The following is a 17,172-nucleotide window of genomic DNA, read 5'->3' on the forward strand; positions in this document are numbered from 1 at the left end:
CAATGTGCTGAAAAATAGATTTTTAGGTTTTTTACATGCAAGCTCCTACATATTTCATGTTGAGTGTTTTGTCGTATCTTCTGCAGGTTACATTGTTTCCTCCATCGAAGGTAATATTTCTATATACATGACCTGGTATATTGTGTTGAGTCGCATGGGCGGATGAAATAATGCTATCAAAAATTCCACTTTCAACACGCTTTGGATCCATACCATCTTCCGTTACTGCAATAACAATATTATGCAATTGTTTTAAGGCCGTTTGGCTTAGTTGGTTTTCGTTAGTGATAGTTGTTGTTTCATTGGCAAATGGATGGGAGGCAACCAATGTACCGTTTTCTAATAAGCTGATATTGAGCAGATTATTTTTGACCAAACCGTTGGTGTCTAGCGTTATTTCTTTGTTAGGTTTTGCTAATAAAAAAATGATAATGGCTAAAAGCAGCAACTCAATAATTACATGGTATTTAACGGATGTTTTTAAAGTTTCAATAATGTTCATGTTTCCCCCTTTGGGCATTGTTATTAATAAGCTAGATTGATTCGGGTAAATAAGGTGGTTTGCGGGGCAAAATAATTTTCATTGGTTCTGCTCTGTGTGGAATTGATGTCCTGATAATGGAAGCGGCTATCGAACAGGTTTTTTACCCCTAGGCTAATCATGCCATGTCGGGATGGTAGGCGATAATTCAGGCTTACATCCACAATAAAAAATTCATCATGCCCTGGCGTTATGGTTGTTGGGTCTTTAATAAACTTTCCTGATTGGTTGACGTAAGTATTTTTCATCATCACGCTAAAACCTGAGGGATGGATGAAATTAAGGGTTAAAGGCACCCAATGGTTGATAGTTTTATAATCATCGTCAGTTAATTCTGAAAAATTATTTCTCTGACGGTCAAATCGTTCATAGTAGTATTCTAATCCGACGGCAAGCCAATTATGCGGTGTGTAATAAAGGTATGTTTTACCTAGTGTCTCTTTCCAATCTAGTGTTACTCCCCGGCTACGGGGAACATCTAAGTCCCGTTCGGTGTATTCCAGACCCGCCGTTATAAGTTTTGTGAATTGGTAATCTAGCCCCGTCCCATAACGCCAAGCTATAGTGCCGTCGTTGTCATCAAATAATTGGTTAAATCCAGCCACTTGAGTGGGTTCTATGCTTTGATTTGCTGTGCGGGTGATGTTCATGTTTCGAAAAGCTGCCGCACGGAAGGTTGCCGAGGCTAATGGTTTCCAAATAATACCGAATTTAGGGTTAATCGGATCGCGTTTAACCTCCTTTAATATTTCAAAATGGTCGTAACTTAAACCTAATGTGGCAGTTAGGTTATGGGCAAGATTAACTGTTGAATAATTATAGATATTTGATCTACTGACATCCGGCCTTTCTGGAGGCAATGGGGGTAATGGGTCTGGAAAATCAAGGAATATGACATTTCTACTGGACTCTACAGTTTGCTCGATATGACCAGCCCCTGTAATCAAATTAAATCCGTGGGTACTATAAGCATGTTGGAGTTCTGCAATTCCTCCGTTTCTGTTTTCATCGAAGGTTTTAAGAAGCGATAAACCTTCATCATCCAAAATATCGGTTTGTCTAAGGGTTGCGTCTTGATAAATAAAAGACCCAAGCAAAGCAGACTTTTCAGAAAAGGTATAACGCCCGCCTATCCGATAAGACGCAATTTTTTGATGTTCCCTAAACGCCGCTGAATAAGCAGTAGGATCAAAATTAATCGACAAATCCCCATTGTTGCGTTTTTCGTAGCGAAATTCTGCTTGTAGGTTCAGCGAATCACTGACATTGCCTTGGATAAAGGCATTGTAAATATTCTGTTTAACAAAGTTGTTTTGCCTAAAACCATCGGTTTCGTAATGGAACTGCCCTAGGCTATACGAAAACTGGTTCCAAAGCCCTGAATGCACGGCGTCTTCACCCCAGGTATTGTTGCCGCCATAAATGCCTGAGGTCTGTAGGGCATAGCGGTTGCGGGCAAATAGTGGGTTATATTCATTAAAAGATAAGGATGAGGGGCCTAAGCCATCAACGATCAAAATATTGCTCTGGCCTAACTGGGGTTGGATAGGCGTGATATTCAGGGGTTGCAGCAATTGGGATTGCAGCAATTCGCTGACCCTGGCGATCTCATGGCGGGGTTGGGAAGCATAACTGTCCGCTAACAGCCGGTGCGCCGAGTAATTGGTCGGGTCGGTATTCACGGACTTCCAGCCTTCCAGCAAACCTAGCCGTTGGAAACCTACGTCATTATAAATTCGCCCTTGGGCGGCGCTTCTCGCCGCCAAATCTTTATCCAACAACAGGCTGGACCGGTACACCGCCCGGTTATTGTTCAGTTCCTTGGCTTGTTCCATATCCTGCAAGGCTTCAACCGGGCGGTTGGTGGTTTGCTTCTGTATCGCACCGTAAAAATACGGCGTAGGGTCTTTGGGGTCACGCAGTTTTGCCAAATTAAACTGGTCTTCGGCGAGCGCGTTACGTTTTTCTTCGTAATAGGCTTTGCCCAGATAGCTACGGATCAAGGAATTGCTTGGGTCGAGGATGGCGGTGATTTCCAAATCCTGGCGGCCTGCTGGCAAATCGCCTTTGCGGATTTTGCTTAAGCCCAAGCCCAAGCGTGCCAACGGTGATGAGGAATCCAGCCGGACGGCTTCGGTGAAGCTTTGCAATGCCGCATCCAGGTCAGTACGCAATAAATAGGCAAAGCCCATCACTGTTTGTGTCCTTTCCAAACTGGCATCAAGTCTTAAGGCCTGCTGTGCGGTTTTTGCGCTTTCCGTAGCCAGCCCTTGGGCCAGTTCAAGTTCCGCTTGGCGTGCCCAAACCATCGCGTCGTCCGGGGCGAGCCTTACTGCTTGCTTGGCCGCTTCTTGGGCTTTATCCAAGGCAAAACGGCTCTGTTCGGCATAAGATAAGGCGGAGTAAGCGGTTGCCGAGTTAGGGTCAGCCGCAACCGCCCGGTTTGCCAAGGCATAGGCTTCCTCTTTGCGGTTTTGCGTCAGTGCCAATACCGATTGTAGGGCCAACGCTTCGGCATCGTTGGGTCGGTTCGCCAGCACCGCGTCAATATCTTGCAAGGCTAACTGGTCCCGCCCCACGCTAAGCCGTATCGCCGCCCGCACTTTGAAAAAATAAGGCGTCTGTTGGGCTGGCGGCAAGGCGTCCAGCCTTAATAAAGCCGCGTCACAACGGCCTTGGCGGTAATCCCGGATGGCGGTGCGGACATCGTTACCGATGGCTGTGGTGGCAAGGGGATACGGCAATATTGGCGGGTAATAAAGCGCCCAATTGACGGCATCTTGGGGTTTGATAGTGATGTGGGCTTGCGGCGCTCGCCCAAGTTGGGCTTGTGCGCCTTGTCCTGGTAGCAGGTGGACGCTACCCTGAGGGTTGAAAAATTTCACGCCGCCTTCGTAAACCCATAATGAGGCTTTGTTGCCGTCAATGCCCATTGCAAACTCAGTGCCTTCCGGGCCGGCGTTGGCAATGGGGCTGCTGATCTCAAGACGTTTGGTGGTCCGGCTAATGAAATGCACAAAACCTTTGAGCAATGCCAACAACGTAGGTTGGTCAGTGCCAATACCGTTTAGGGTAAGGACTGTGCCTTCATCGAGGCGCAAAACAATACCGTCTGGAAGCAATAATGAGGCGCGGCTATAAGGTTCCACCCGTACCCGGCTACCTTCACAAAAGTTTTCATTAAGGTGTGCGGGTTGCCAATGGCCTTTGCCGTCGGGGTCGAAGAACAGTTTGCCTTGTAAAGAAACCAGCTTGGCGGAAAATGGCCCCGTGCAACTTTTACTGGTATCCGTGCCGGACCAACACTGCCGTGCAAAAAAAACCAGTAATAGAAAAATGAGATGACGCATATCCTTTCCATACAGGTGGAAGCAATAAGGATGCCTATCCTATTGTATTATCAGCCCTGCCGCAAATGTGCATATTGCCTTGAAATAGGCGGACAAAATGGTTATGGCCATGGATGCCCAGAAATTTTTTGCGAATAAAGTAAATCCAACTATCCATTTTTTTAAAACCATGAACTGCTAAGGGCACTAATACCACGAGGTTTTTGCTTTCTCATTTTCATGTTCTTCTTGGCTTGACGCGTCGCCCAGATAAAACCTTTGATATTTTGACAGCGGGACATCCAGCCTAATGATTCAACAATGCCCATCCAACTCGAATACGCTTGAAATTTACGTTAGTCCAACAATGACAATTAGGTTGGCTAATGATTTTTTTTGGGAGATACCAATGGGAAAATTTTTTTCAATGTGTGAGTAAATTACTTGCAAATGTGTGATAGATTTCTCACTTTAATTTCTCATATAGGTTATTTAAGTTTATGGATATCAGTAAAATCGCAATTGTTGGTTTTAAAGGGCTTGCCCTATCTCTGTTCGCTTGTTCCGTGCAAGCGGCTAATTTAGTCATTAATGGTGGTTTTGACACTCCTGGGGTTACGAACAGTTTTTCCATCAACAACCCCACAGCGATTCCAAACTGGACAGCCGTAGGCGCTGGTTCTAACACCCTCGATTGTTTGATTGTCACCGGAGACACAACGAGTCTTTGTGGGGCTTCCTTCGGGGGCGGGCTGACATTCTGGGTCAATCCCGGCGCAAGCCCGGACGGAGGGAATTATGTCGGGATGGATGGTGATCGGGGTTTCAGCGTACCCCTGACGCAAACAATCAACAACCTAACTGTGGGGCGGCAATATGAGGTCTCTTTTTGGCAAGCGTCAGGCCAGCAATCTAGCTTTTCCGGTATCACTACCGAGCAGTGGGAAGTTGCATTGGGCAACGAAAGCCATCTGTCAACCTTAATGAACACTCCCAATCATGGCAGTGTGGGTTGGAATTTCCAGACATTGACATTCACTGCAACGAATGCAAGCGAAGTTCTCAGCTTCTTCGCCAAAGGCACACCCAGCGGGCAGCCGCCTTTTGCCTTTTTGGACAGCATTTCCCTCCAAGAAAGCATCCTGCTTCCAGAACCTGAAGCCTATACCCTGGTAGGTATCGGTTTGTTAGGCATTCTGGCTGTCCGCAGACAACAGAAGAACCGTCGTGCTTAACTGATATTTTATTAACTTTGATTCCACACCGGAACGGGGTAAACGCCTCGTTCCACCCAAGGGGATACCGGCTATTCGTGGTATCCCCTTTTTTCTGCTTTCTCGACGGATTTCCGAAAAAAGTCCGCTATGGGTCGGGGATGTTGGCCGTTTATTTTTGTGTTTCGAAGTGGCATGAAGTTGATGAACTAGAAATTTTTTACTCCGCTTTCCAGCATCCCGCGCAGTGTGGGCCACTGCGGCACACGCTGTTTTATGTCATAATGCCGCATAATTTCCCCCATCATTATTTGTGCATTACTCCATGTTGAACAGAAAAATTCTTGTCACCAGCGCGTTGCCTTACGCGAATGGCCCGATTCATTTAGGACATCTGGTCGAATACATTCAAACCGATATTTGGGTGCGTTTCCAAAAGCAGCGCGGCAACACCTGTTATTACGTCTGTGCCGATGACACCCATGGCACGCCGATTATGCTCCGCGCCGACAAGGAAGGCATTGCGCCAGAAGCCTTGATCGCCAAAGTGTGGGATCAGCACTATGCCGATTTTTGCGAATTTGGCGTGGCCTTTGACAATTACCACAGCACCCATTCGGATGAAAACAAAGTCCTTGCCAGCTTGATTTACACGCGCTTGCGCGATGCCGGGCATATCAGTTCGCGCACCATCACCCAGGCGTATGACCCTGTCAAAAACATGTTCTTGCCAGACCGTTTCATCAAAGGCGAATGTCCCAAATGTGGGGCGAAGGAGCAATACGGCGATGGTTGCGAAGTGTGCGGGGCGACCTATTCACCGACGGATCTAAAAAATCCGGTGTCGGCGATTTCTGGCGAAAAGCCGATAGCCAAAGATTCTGTGCATTATTTCTTTGATTTGGCGAATTTCACCGAGATGCTCAGCGAATGGACGAATGCCGGGCATTTGCAGGCGGAAGTCAGCAACAAGCTTGCCGAATGGTTGGGCGGCGGTTTGCAGCAATGGGACATCAGCCGCGACGCGCCGTATTTTGGTTTTGAAATCCCCGATGCGCCAGGCAAGTATTTTTATGTCTGGCTGGACGCGCCGATTGGTTACATGGCGAGTTTTAAAAACCTCTGTGACAAGCAAGGCTTGGATTTTAATGAATTCTGGGGCAAAGGCAGCGATGCCGAGCTGTACCATTTCATCGGCAAAGACATCATTTATTTCCATGCCTTGTTCTGGCCCGCGATGCTGCATGGCGCCCATCTGCGCACGCCGTCAGCGATTTTTGCGCATGGCTTTTTGACGGTCAACGGCGAGAAAATGTCCAAATCACGCGGCACGTTCATTACCGCGCGGACGTATTTGGAACATCTGAACCCTGAATATCTGCGCTATTACTTCGCCGCCAAACTCAGTGCCGGTGTCGATGACATTGACCTGAACTTTGATGATTTCAGCCAGCGCGTCAATTCCGATTTGGTCGGCAAGGTGGTGAATATCGCCAGCCGTTGCAGCGGTTTTATCGCCAAACGCTTTGCCGGGATGTTGTCGGTGAACTGTTCCGAACCTGCGTTGTTTGCCGATTTTATCAACGCCAGCGAAACCATTGCCGAGTTTTACGAAACCCGCGAATTTGGTAAGGCCATGCGTGAGATTATGGCCTTGGCGGATAAAGCCAACCAGTATATCGACGAGAAAAAACCGTGGCTGTTGGCAAAAGAAGAGGGCAAAGAACAGGAATTGCATGAAGTTTGTACAATGGGCCTCAACCTGTTCCGTTTATTGGCGGTGTATCTGAAACCCGTGATCCCTGCTTTGGCGGGTGAAGCGGAAAGCTTTTTGAATATCCCGGCGCAAGCGTGGGTGAGTGGGTTGCAACCGTTATTGGCACATCAAATCAACGAGTTTAAACCATTGATGACCCGTGTCGATCCCGACAAGATCACGGCGATAGTCGAAGCGTCGAAAGAAAATTTAGAGAAAACGCCAGCGATAGCCGCCGCATCTGTTGCTTCTGTTGTGGAAAAAGCCGCCCCCCAATTCGAGCCGATTGCCGAGACCATTGATTTCAACGATTTCGCCAAACTGGATTTGCGTATCGGCAAAATCCTCAAAGCCAACCACGTCGAAGGTTCGGATAAGTTGTTGCAGTTGACCGTGGATATTGGCGACGAACCCCGCACAATTTTTTCCGGCATCAAATCGGCCTACCAGCCAGAAGCCTTGGAAGGGCGGTTGACTATGGTGATTGCCAATCTGGCGCCTAGAAAAATGCGTTTTGGCGTGTCGGAAGGGATGGTGTTGGCGGCAGGGCCGGGGGATAAGGAGATTTTCTTGTTAAGCCCTGACGACGGCGCGGTGGCGGGGATGCGGGTCAAGTAGCCGTGTCATGCGCCTATCCATCGGCAGCCGGAAAAAGGTACGGCGGCTGTTTTTAAAGAAAAATAACTGATGTTACGCAGACATTTTCTGCGAGTTGAAAATAAATAATTAAAGAGTCGCTTCACGACGGTATTTTAATCGGGTTCTCGCACCCGAAGGCGAGGCACTTTCTTTTGCTCCGCCAAAAGAAAGTGCCCAAAGAAAAGGCGGCCCGGTTGCCGCTGATGTCTTGCGCTCCTCGCATTGGCCGGAGGGAGGCAGAATGGGCTTCCTGCCCATCTGCCTCCGTGCGGCATCCCTGCCGCACCCCTTCGGGCTAGTCCCGACCAATACTGCGGTGCTCGACGCGGCAAACGGGATACAAACTACGTTACTGCGTAACGTCAGAAAATAATTAAGCAATAAAAAAGGCCCAAGGCTATCTCGATTGCCTTGGGCCTTTGTTTAACGGCCTTTTCAGGCCCTCAATTTATAGTGATTTATACAGCACTAACGCTTTGTTCAATTCGTCAGCCGATTTTTTGACGTCGCCATGGCTAGATTCGATTTGGCCTTGGACGACGCTGGCATTGGCTTGTTTTACGATGGCTTCGTTACCAGAGATTTTTTCCGACGCGGAACGGGCTGCTTTTAAATGCAAACGGGCGGCGGAGAAATCGCTTTTGTTGACTTCAACTAAGGCTTTTTCAACATGCGCAATGGTTTCAGCGACGCTTGCCGCCGGGCTGTTAACCGCTTCTTCGGCGAATGCTAGGGCGCTGGCGGCACCTAAAGAAATTGCCATAAAGAACGTTAGCGCAGTTTTTTTGATGGAATTCATAAATTTTGAAATGCCTTTGTAGGGTTATTGAGATAAGGGATGGACAATGCTTGTAAAATCCGTAACGTCCGGTTCCTATCATAGCCTATATGCTAAGGTGGCATCCGACTGTTTTTATCAGCCTTCAATGACACCCTTAATTTGCGGCCTTATATTTGCCGGCTTGTAAGATGGCGAAGTTAGGGTTAGGTTTTTTTCGGTTTCTTTGGTTACAATAATTTTGGGAATAGGATAATGGCAGTTGTCATTTCCAGTGGCTAAAATCTCCGTTAATTAAATAATGACAATGGCTTGATCAATGGTATCTGACCCCGCAACCTGGCTAGAAGATTATGGCGATTCGCTTTACCGTTATGCGATGTTACGTGTGCGCTCGGAACCGCTTGCCGAAGATATGGTGCAAGAGACGCTATTGGCGGCGTGGCAATCGTTTGCCCAATTCGGCGGGCAGTCATCAATAAAAACTTGGTTGATCGGTATTCTGAAACATAAAATCATCGACCATTTCCGAAAATACAGCCAGGAAACCGAATCGCTGGATGGTTTTGAAGATCATGACGAATTGCTGGCGCATTCTTTTGATGCCGACGGGCATTGGAAAATTAACCTGATTGATTGGGAGTCTCCGGATAAAAACCTCCATGATGAGCAATTTTGGCAAGTGTTTCACCGTTGCTTGGCCCGCTTGCCGCAAAACATGGCGGATCTGTTTATTTTGCGCACGGTGGAAGGCCTGTCGAGTGAAGAGTGTTGTAAGGTTTTGGCGATAGAAACGACTAACCAACTCTGCGTGGCTTTATCGCGCACTCGTTTGAAGCTCAGGCAATGCCTGGAAATCCAATGGTTTGATCAGGGATAAGAAGATGCTGACCTGTAAAAAAATGACTGATTTGCTTTCTGATAGCCTGGACGTGCAATTGCCGTGGCCTAAACGTTGGGCGATGCGGTTGCACTTGACGGTCTGCAAAAACTGCCGCCGTTACCGTAAGCAATTATTGTTCATGAAAAAAATGTTGGATAGTCGGGGTAAGGCGATGCAGTTGCCGGAAACGGCAAGATTACGGATTAAGGAAAAATTGGCGGGAAAAACGAAGGGTTGATTTTGGCCAGTTGACTGGTCTTGCCATAATGTCCACGAATGCACTTGCCGTAGGTTTTCGTGGACATGGCCCGTATACCATCAGTGTTTGACAAACTTACGGCCAAGCCAATAATCCAGGCTTAACCAGCCCGCCCCGCTACAAAACAGCGAAGCCAGCATCAGCAAATACAACAGCGGCAATTTGTAATTGCCAAAGCCCTTATCGGTGATGGCGTAACCTTGCCACAATTCCCCCAAAGTGTGCCATTCGGCAGGCCAATGCACGGCGGCGATGGCGACCACGGTCAGAACCATCAAGGCCAGACTGAAAAAACGGGTGGCCAATCCCAAAATCAAAGCGATAGGGCCTATCAGCTCCAGCCCCATTGACAAATTCCAACTGACATCAGCAGGTAACAGACTGAACGGGAAGGGAAAAGGCAAATTGCCAAACCAATTTTCGCCCATGAGTTTTTCCAAACCTGCTTCGGCAAATTCATAAGCCAAAACCAAGCGCAGGAAAATCGGGGCATAGCCGGACGTGTTGTTTCCGATCCAATGGTTTGTTTGGGCCAGTATCCGCTTGGTTTGCGGGATCAGGCATTGGCAGTTAGCGGCTTTGGGTAAGTCCATGATGGCTCCTCGGTGGCAGGTTTTTGGATGATAAAAAAAGCCGGCCTTCGCAAACACCAGGATTGCGAAGGCCGTTTGCCTACAGCGGCTTATTTTTTATTGCCCCCACAGCTCCCTTCTTGCATTTTGTCAGCACCCGCTTTGCCTGCGCCACATTTGCCTTCGGCAGCTTTCCCGGTACTTTCCGCCGCTTTTTTGGCTTTTTCAGCACCGCATTTGCCTTCGCCGCATTTTCCTTCCATGGTTTTTTCAGTACCGGCTTGATTGGCTTCGGCCACCATCGTGGCGCTAGAAATTTCTTTCATGCCAAAAGGGTTGTTGTCGGCAAAAGCGATGGGGGATGCGGTTAAGGCCGTTGCGATGATGCCGCCAAAAGTTAAGGTCAAGGTTGTTTTGTTCATGGTCAATTCCTGTTTAATTCAGTTAAAGGTCGGTTAGGAAAAGCCGGTTGGGATGGCCAACCGCTTTCCTGACTCATCAGTCGAATTAAAAATGAAAACCTTACAATTAAATTTTAAAAATTTTTTAGGACAGGGGGAATGGCGTGGAATGGAGGTTTTTTTCAGGCAGCAAGATAAGCTTGCCCGGCTTCACTCAAGCCAAAACCCACCGCTTTGGTGCTGCCACATTGCGTGATATTTGCCTTGTTTATCCAGCAATTCCTGATGGGTTCCTTGCTCTATGATACGCCCGTGTTCCAAAACCACTATCCTGTCCATGCGTAAAATCGTCGATAAACGATGGGCGATGACAATCGCGGTTTTAGTTTCGATCAGTTCGAAAATGGCGGTCTGGATTTGTTGTTCGGTGAGGGAATCCAAGGCGCTGGTGGCTTCATCCAGCACGACTATCGGCGCGTTTTCCAGGAAGGCGCGGGCGATGGCGACGCGCTGCCTTTCGCCGCCGGATAATTTGACCCCGCGTTCACCAACGAGCGTGTCAAAACCATCCGGGAGTTTTTCGATGAAATCCAGGCTCCGCGATTTTTGTGCGACATCCAGCAGACGCGCTTCAGGGATGTCCGCACCTAGCGTGATATTCTCGCGTATCGATCGGTGGAACAGTTCGGGTTGTTGCGGGACCATGGATATTTGCCCGCGTAACGCGCTTAAGGTAAAGGCTTTGGCATCCTGGCCGTCAAACGTGATTGCGCCAGATTGCGGCTCCAAAAAACGGAACAGCAATTTCGTCAACGACGATTTGCCGGAACCGGATTGCCCGACGAGCGCCACTTTTTCACCGGCTTTGATATGCAGGGAAAAATCGGTAAACAACGGGGAATGCGGGTTATAACTGAAATTAATGCGGTTAAAACTAATTTCGCCCTGTGCAATGCTTAGCGGGCGAGCATCGGGCGGATCGGTTTCCAGATCCGTCTGCCGGAAAACCTCGGTCATTTCCCGCGCATCGGCTAAGGCGGTGAAAAAATTGCGGAAGTTGCGGCCAAATTCCCACAGGCGTTGGATGAGCATAATCATGATGGACTGGAACAGCACGAATTGCCCGACCTGAAAATTACCCGCCTGCCATTTGCCTATCATCAGGTACACCAGCCAGAGTTCAATACCGAAAGTCATCAGGCCTTGTATCGCAAAAGAAACAAACAGCAAAGTCCAGGCGATTTTTTTCTTGCGGTACACTAAATCTGAAGCTTGGTTGATGCGTTGCTGTTCGCGGTTTTCCAAGGCAAAACTTTTGACGATAAAAATATTGCTGATGGCATCCGAATACAGGCCGCCGACTTTGGAATCGCCTTCTGCGACCGCTTCGTCAAAACGCAGTTTCCAGATCGAAAAACCGATGTTCCAGCCGACAAACAGCACCACCCAAACCAGAAAATAAAAGGCAAATTCAGGTTGTTGTTGGTAAAAAATGGCGAACGAAATACTGACCGCGAGGCAATTCATAAAAAACTGGAACAGGAACCAGTCCATGATAATTTCGAACGAACGCGAGAAGCGGTTGGCTTGTTTGATCAGGCTGCCGGAAAACTGGTTTTCGAAAAAACCATATTTTTGTTTTTTAAGCACGTCAAAACAGCGTTTTTCCAGCAGATTGACGCCGCCGCCGTCCAGCGGGACCAGGGCGATTTCCAGGAACCGCCAAGCCAGCCAGATACCGCCATACAGCAAAGCGATGGTCTTCAGGTTATCCAGCAACACAGTCAGTGTGGTATCTGAATAAGGCGCGGCGAGGCCGTTGGCGATGTTTTTGTAATAGATGGGTGCTGACAAATCCAGAATGACTTCAATGGTCAAGGCGGTCAACGCCAGCAGGAAATAAGCTTTTTTCTGCCAGATAACGCGGCTGTATTCTTTTAAGATAATGTCCATGTTTTCGTGGTTAGGTGTGGTGGCGCATTTTATCCATGATGGGCTTGGAGTTGATGGCTTTGTTTAGTGCAGCATGATAAGTCCATCAGTAACAGGATGTTTTGTTTATTAAAACAGACAAGGGAGTGCTTTGTCTCTATAATTACCGCACCATTTCTGATGGTATTGAGCTGGGCGAATGATGTTGTGTGAATTTGAAAATCCGCCCGAAAAAGCGTTTTTTGTGCCGATTTTTTCCAAATTCGCGCTAACACCGTAATAGTTACCAACGTGGGAGGATAGTATGGATCAAATGAGTGAAGAAGACCGAAAACGTATTCTCGAAAGTTCCCCAGTCGGCACTTTTGCCCTGATGTCAGCGGTGATTGGTGGTATGGCCGTCGCCTGGCTGTTTCTGTATTACGGCGTATTTTTGCCACGGGGATAGGATTTTATTATGCAAACAGAACTCGCAAAAGCCATAAACCTCCTACGGGATTTGTGCGCCCAGTTTAACGCAATCCATATCGACCCACTGGAAAAAAAATGGATAACTATCTCGTTGATGGTGATTGGCCTATTGGTCGGCATTATTACCCTGGATGCTTTCTTTCATGGCGTCAATCCTCCCAGCAAGGTTGAAACCATTGATTCCGCCAGCCTGCATCTCAGTAAAGAGTTTGCCGAAGAAAACCTCGGTGTGCAAGTGGACGGAAAAGGCGTGGTCACCATCCGTATGGTCGCCGGACGTTATTCATTTTTCCCTAAGCACATTGACGTGCCTGCCGAAACCCCGTTGACTTTCCGCTGGGTCAGTATGGACGTGCTGCACGGTGTCCATATCCCGATGACCAATATGAGCACGATGATCGTGCCAGGTTATGTCGCACAAGTGTCCACCACCTTCCCTAAACCAGGTGAATATCCCTTGTTGTGCAATGAATATTGCGGCTTAGGCCATAACCACATGTGGAGCAATATTTCCGTCATCGCCAAAGAAGACTGGAAAGCTCCGGTTAAATCACCCGCCAGTGGAGAGCAAAAATGAACGGTGCGGCAACTAAAAAACTCGCGTTAAGCCATTTATGGGTGGCGTTTGCCGCTTTTATTGTGGCGTGTTTCATGGGCGAATATCAGGTGCTGGAACGTAGCGGCTTTATCCCCGCGTTGGATTCGGCCCCGGTTTATTTCGCTTCGGTCAGTACCCACGGCGTGTTGATGGCGTTTGTACTGACGATATTTTTCATCATGGGCTTTGGTTACACCATCGCAACCGCCAGCCTGAAACAGCCGGTATGGAATATGCCGCTGGCTTGGGGCGGGTTTTGGTTGGCTTTAGTGGGTGTCGTGTTGGCGGCGGTTCCGTTGCTGACGGGCAAAGCCTCGGTGTTATACACGTTTTACCCACCCATAGTCGCCCACGCCGCATTTTATATCGGCGCGACTTTGTTGGTGGTGGGGTCTTGGGTGTGGTGCGCCATCATGCTGGTGATGTTTAGCCAATGGAAAACAGCCAATCCCGGCCAGACCGTGCCGCTCGCCATGTTCGCCACCGCCGCCAATGCCATGTTGTGGTTATGGACTAGCGCGGGTGTGGCTTTGGAAGTGCTGTTCCAATTAATCCCCTTGTCTTTGGGTTGGATTGACACCGTTGACCCGGGCCTTGCACGGACTTTGTTCGCTTGGACATTGCATCCTATCGTTTATTTCTGGCTGATTCCGGCTTACACCGCGTTTTATGTGTTTGTACCGAAACAAGCGGGCGGTTATTTGTTCAGTGACGAAATGGCGCGGATTGCGTTTATCGTCCTCGCCGTGTTTGCCTTGCCCATTGGTTTCCATCATTTGTACATGGATCCTGAGCAAGCCAGCGGCTGGAAATTGCTGCATGGCATCGGCACCTTTGTGGTGGCCTTGCCGACCTTGGTGACCGGTTTTACCGTGATCGCTTCGTTGGAAATCGCCGGACGCTTGCGTGGCGGTAAAGGGCTGTTTGGCTGGATTTTAACCCTGCCGTGGACGAACACCATGGTGCTGTCGGTGATTTTAGCCCTGCTGATGCTGATATTTGGCGGTTTCGGCGGTATCGTCAACGCCAGTTATGCGATGAACGCGATGATCCATAACACCGCTTGGGTGCCCGGGCACTTCCATCTGATTTTTGGCGGCACGACCATCATCATGTATTTTGCTATCGCCTATTACCTTTGGCCACTGCTGATCGGAAAAGCCTTGTTTTCCAATACCATGGCGGTGACCCAATTATGGCTATGGTTCATCGGCATGGCGATTTTGACTACGCCTTGGCATGTTTTGGGGTTGTTGGGCCAGCCGCGCCGTATATCCAGCGTGGTTTACAACAATTTGCTGACTTTGGCGTGGAAACCTTATGAGTTCATGATGATTTTTGGTGGCCTGATCCTGCTGGGTTCAGCTTGCCTGTTCATCTACAATCTGGTCAAAACCCAGTTAAACCCTACGCCGGAAGCCGTTGCCGGAGAGATTGAGTTTGCCGAACCTATCCATGCCGTCACTGCACTGCCTGAGTATCTGAACGGCTTAAAACTTTGGAATAAAGTCATTGCCGTGTTAATGGCGGTCAGCTTCGGTTATCCGATCTTGCAGTTCTTTTTTATGAAAACCTTTGGCTCAAGCGCGTGGGGATATTAATCATGAAACACTTATTGTTAGCTATCGCATTGCTTGCGCCACTTGCCGTCCACGCCGGGCCGGGCTCTAACATTGCCTGGACCCCAGAAACCTTGGGCCTGGTCAAAAAAGGCGACCTGAACAAAGGCAAAACTTTGGCGGAAACCTGCCAAAGTTGCCACGGTGCAAAAGGCGAAGGCATGCCCGCGGAAACCCGTGACGGGGAGACTCTCGCCGCCATCCCCGCCTTGGCGGGTCAGGTGGCCACGTATACTTACAAACAGTTGCGGGATTATTTTGACGGCAGCCGCAACCATGATTCCATGACCGCCATTGCCAAAGGTTTGGGGGAACAGGATGCGGCGGATTTGGCGGCATGGTTTGCGTCGTTGCCTATGCCGCAACACAAGGCGGCTGGCCAAAGTTCCGCCAGGGCGGAAAAGATGGTTGCCCAAGGCGACGGCAAACGCATTTTGCCGCCGTGTTCGGTTTGCCATGGTAGCGAAGGGCAGGGCGAGAAGATGGATATTCCGGCGCTGGCAGGCCAACAAGCCGATTATTTCGAGCGGACTTTGTTGGCTTATAAAAATGGCGGGCGCCATAATGACATATACAGCCGTATGCGTTTGATCGCCCAGCAATTAAGCGAGGCGGAAATCAAGGAATTGGCTAGCTACTACCAACAACTGAAATAGCCCTGTCTGGCGGATTGTTTGGCGGTAGGCGTGAAAGCCTAAGCATCAGCCCAATTTAGCCAAGCCGGGTTTCCCATTAGCGCCCCGGTCACGAAGTTTAACCAGTGACCGGAATTTCTCCTCAATGCTCGGCACAAGCGTCTTGTCCAACGTGAACATGACGACATGGTCGTCTTCTTCAAAAATGGTGTCATGATGTATCGAGATGGCCTCGTTATTGCGGATCAACGCGCCCAAGACGATACCCTCAGGTAATTTGACGGTGTCCACCTTACGCCCGACCACCGAATTTTCACCATTCCCTTTATGGGCAATCGCTTCAATCGCTTCCGCCGTGCCGTTGCGTAACAGGCTGATTTGTGCGACATCGCAAAGCCGCACATGTTTGAGTATGCCGCCCAGCGTTTCAACATTAGGCAGCACGGCCAAATCAATCCCGGTCCCTGGCAACAATTTGTTGTAGCTCAGATGGTTGAGTATGCAAATTGCCTTGCGTGCGCCGTGGGCTTTTGCCAGCGAGGCGGAGATGATGTTCACGCCATCGTTATCCGTAATCGCACAAAACAAATCTGTCTTGTCAATGGACTCTTCCAATAACAAGGTTTCGTCACCGCTATCACCGTGTATCACGATGGCGTGGCTCAATTCATTGGCGATTTTTCTGGCGCGTTTCAAATCGCCTTCAATGATTTTGACATGGTGGTCTTTTTCCAATGCTTGCGCCAGGCGTTTGCCGATATGCCCACCCCCTGCAATGATGATGCGCTTGAGCGGCTTTTCCAGGCATCCCAAATCTTTTAACAAACGCCGGACTTCTAGCCTGGGGGCAAAGAAGAACACTTCATCATTGGCGATGATTTCGGCTTCCCCGTTGGTGGGGAGTGCGGCGCCATCACGGAAAATCGCCACCACCCGGATTTTGCCTTCGGTCAAACGGCCCTTTAAGGTCTTGATTTTCTTTCCGGTCAAGAACCCGTCCGCCTTGACTTTCACCGAAAATAGGCGCACCAGGCCGTTGGCGAAATCAGAAACATGCAGCACACCCGGTAGGTCGATCAGGTTGCGGATGGATTCCATCACGCTTTGTTCGGGGCTGATGACGATGTCGATAGGGATGCCTTCGGGCCCGAAGAGTTTTGGGTTTTTCAGGTAATCAATCGCGCGGATGCGGGCGATGGTTTTGGGCCGGTTGTACAGTTTATGGATGATCGTGCAGGCTAGGATATTGGTCTCGTCGCGGTCAGTGACGGCAATCACCAGATCGGTTTGGCGTATGCCCGCCTGCTCCAAAATATGCGGATAGGCGGCATTGCCAATTACGGTGGTGATGTTGACGAGTTCTTTCAATGCCTCAAGGCGGAGCGCATCGGCATCTATCACGACAATCTCGTTGGCTTCATCCGCCAACGCTTCGGCGACGGATCTCCCTGTCCTGCCCGCACCTAAAATCAGTATTCTCATAAGTTTCCTTATTTGGGTTAACGGCGGTTCGGCAAACCCCGCTTATGCATAAGACAATGGTTA

16 protein-coding genes are annotated in these 17,172 nt (G+C 49.1%); 9 read left to right on the forward strand and 7 right to left on the reverse strand.

Going from position 1 to position 17,172, the window contains the following annotated elements:
* Positions 1–31: 31 nt before the first annotated feature.
* Positions 32–502, reverse strand: coding sequence for a hypothetical protein (locus METMI_RS0113345; protein WP_019866791.1), 471 nt, complete (start codon positions 500–502; stop codon positions 32–34).
* A 23-nt stretch (positions 503–525) separates the two neighbouring features.
* Complete coding sequence (locus METMI_RS0113350; RefSeq protein WP_019866792.1) at positions 526–3,891, reverse strand: tetratricopeptide repeat protein; 3,366 nt, start codon at positions 3,889–3,891, stop codon at positions 526–528.
* Between the two features lie 479 nt (positions 3,892–4,370).
* Between METMI_RS0113350 and METMI_RS25515 the strand changes: the two genes are divergently transcribed.
* The 3 genes from METMI_RS25515 (at position 4,371) to METMI_RS28155 (ending at position 7,852) form a co-directional block, all read left to right on the forward strand.
* Positions 4,371–5,105, forward strand: a complete 735-nt coding sequence (locus METMI_RS25515; RefSeq protein WP_019866793.1) for a carbohydrate binding domain-containing protein — start codon at positions 4,371–4,373, stop codon at positions 5,103–5,105.
* A 304-nt stretch (positions 5,106–5,409) separates the two neighbouring features.
* Positions 5,410–7,458, forward strand: a complete 2,049-nt coding sequence (metG, locus tag METMI_RS0113365; protein ID WP_019866794.1) for a methionine--tRNA ligase — start codon at positions 5,410–5,412, stop codon at positions 7,456–7,458.
* A 262-nt stretch (positions 7,459–7,720) separates the two neighbouring features.
* The gene (locus tag METMI_RS28155) at positions 7,721–7,852 is read left to right on the forward strand and encodes a hypothetical protein (RefSeq protein WP_269634436.1); all 132 of its coding nucleotides are present in this window, start codon (positions 7,721–7,723) and stop codon (positions 7,850–7,852) included.
* 75 nt (positions 7,853–7,927) lie between these two features.
* On the opposite strand, the gene METMI_RS0113370 is transcribed toward METMI_RS28155, so the two are convergent.
* Entirely contained in the window at positions 7,928–8,278 is a 351-nt protein-coding gene (locus tag METMI_RS0113370; RefSeq protein ID WP_019866795.1) for a hypothetical protein, read from the reverse strand.
* A 298-nt stretch (positions 8,279–8,576) separates the two neighbouring features.
* On the opposite strand from METMI_RS0113370, the gene METMI_RS0113375 reads away from it, so the two are divergent.
* Complete coding sequence (locus METMI_RS0113375; protein ID WP_019866796.1) at positions 8,577–9,137, forward strand: sigma-70 family RNA polymerase sigma factor; 561 nt, start codon at positions 8,577–8,579, stop codon at positions 9,135–9,137.
* Positions 9,138–9,141: 4 nt separating this feature from the next.
* Positions 9,142–9,378: a zf-HC2 domain-containing protein gene (locus METMI_RS27490; protein WP_019866797.1), complete on the forward strand. Its 237-nt coding sequence runs from the start codon at positions 9,142–9,144 to the stop codon at positions 9,376–9,378.
* Positions 9,379–9,458: 80 nt separating this feature from the next.
* On the opposite strand, the gene METMI_RS0113385 is transcribed toward METMI_RS27490, so the two are convergent.
* The 3 genes from METMI_RS0113385 to METMI_RS0113395 all read right to left on the reverse strand — a co-directional run bounded on the left by METMI_RS0113385 (position 9,459) and on the right by METMI_RS0113395 (position 12,325).
* A complete protein-coding gene (locus METMI_RS0113385; RefSeq protein ID WP_019866798.1) occupies positions 9,459–9,992 on the reverse strand; it encodes an HvfX family Cu-binding RiPP maturation protein in 534 nt (177 codons plus the stop codon).
* 89 nt (positions 9,993–10,081) lie between these two features.
* A complete protein-coding gene (locus tag METMI_RS0113390; RefSeq protein WP_019866799.1) occupies positions 10,082–10,393 on the reverse strand; it encodes an HvfA family oxazolone/thioamide-modified RiPP metallophore in 312 nt (103 codons plus the stop codon).
* Positions 10,394–10,582: 189 nt separating this feature from the next.
* Entirely contained in the window at positions 10,583–12,325 is a 1,743-nt protein-coding gene (locus METMI_RS0113395) for an ABC transporter ATP-binding protein (RefSeq protein WP_019866800.1), read from the reverse strand.
* 283 nt (positions 12,326–12,608) lie between these two features.
* On the opposite strand from METMI_RS0113395, the gene METMI_RS27495 reads away from it, so the two are divergent.
* Genes METMI_RS27495 through METMI_RS0113420 form a run of 4 tightly spaced genes read left to right on the forward strand, consistent with a single transcriptional unit; the run spans position 12,609 to position 15,648 of the window.
* Positions 12,609–12,752 (forward strand): hypothetical protein, encoded by a 144-nt coding sequence (locus METMI_RS27495; protein WP_019866801.1) that lies wholly within the window; start codon positions 12,609–12,611, stop codon positions 12,750–12,752.
* A gap of 9 nt (positions 12,753–12,761) precedes the next feature.
* Positions 12,762–13,352: a cupredoxin domain-containing protein gene (locus METMI_RS0113410; protein ID WP_019866802.1), complete on the forward strand. Its 591-nt coding sequence runs from the start codon at positions 12,762–12,764 to the stop codon at positions 13,350–13,352.
* On the forward strand, positions 13,349–14,974 hold the full coding sequence (locus tag METMI_RS0113415; protein WP_019866803.1) for a b(o/a)3-type cytochrome-c oxidase subunit 1: 1,626 nt from the start codon (positions 13,349–13,351) through the stop codon (positions 14,972–14,974). The genes METMI_RS0113410 and METMI_RS0113415 overlap by 4 nt, the downstream gene beginning before the upstream one ends.
* Before the next feature lie 2 nt (positions 14,975–14,976).
* Positions 14,977–15,648, forward strand: coding sequence for a c-type cytochrome (locus tag METMI_RS0113420; RefSeq protein WP_019866804.1), 672 nt, complete (start codon positions 14,977–14,979; stop codon positions 15,646–15,648).
* Positions 15,649–15,693: 45 nt separating this feature from the next.
* On the opposite strand, the gene trkA is transcribed toward METMI_RS0113420, so the two are convergent.
* On the reverse strand, positions 15,694–17,109 hold the full coding sequence (trkA, locus tag METMI_RS0113425; protein ID WP_019866805.1) for a Trk system potassium transporter TrkA: 1,416 nt from the start codon (positions 17,107–17,109) through the stop codon (positions 15,694–15,696).
* Between the last annotated feature and the right edge of the window lie 63 nt (positions 17,110–17,172).

The organism is Methylovulum miyakonense HT12 (assembly GCF_000384075.1).
In the GTDB taxonomy this organism is placed as follows: domain Bacteria; phylum Pseudomonadota; class Gammaproteobacteria; order Methylococcales; family Methylomonadaceae; genus Methylovulum; species Methylovulum miyakonense.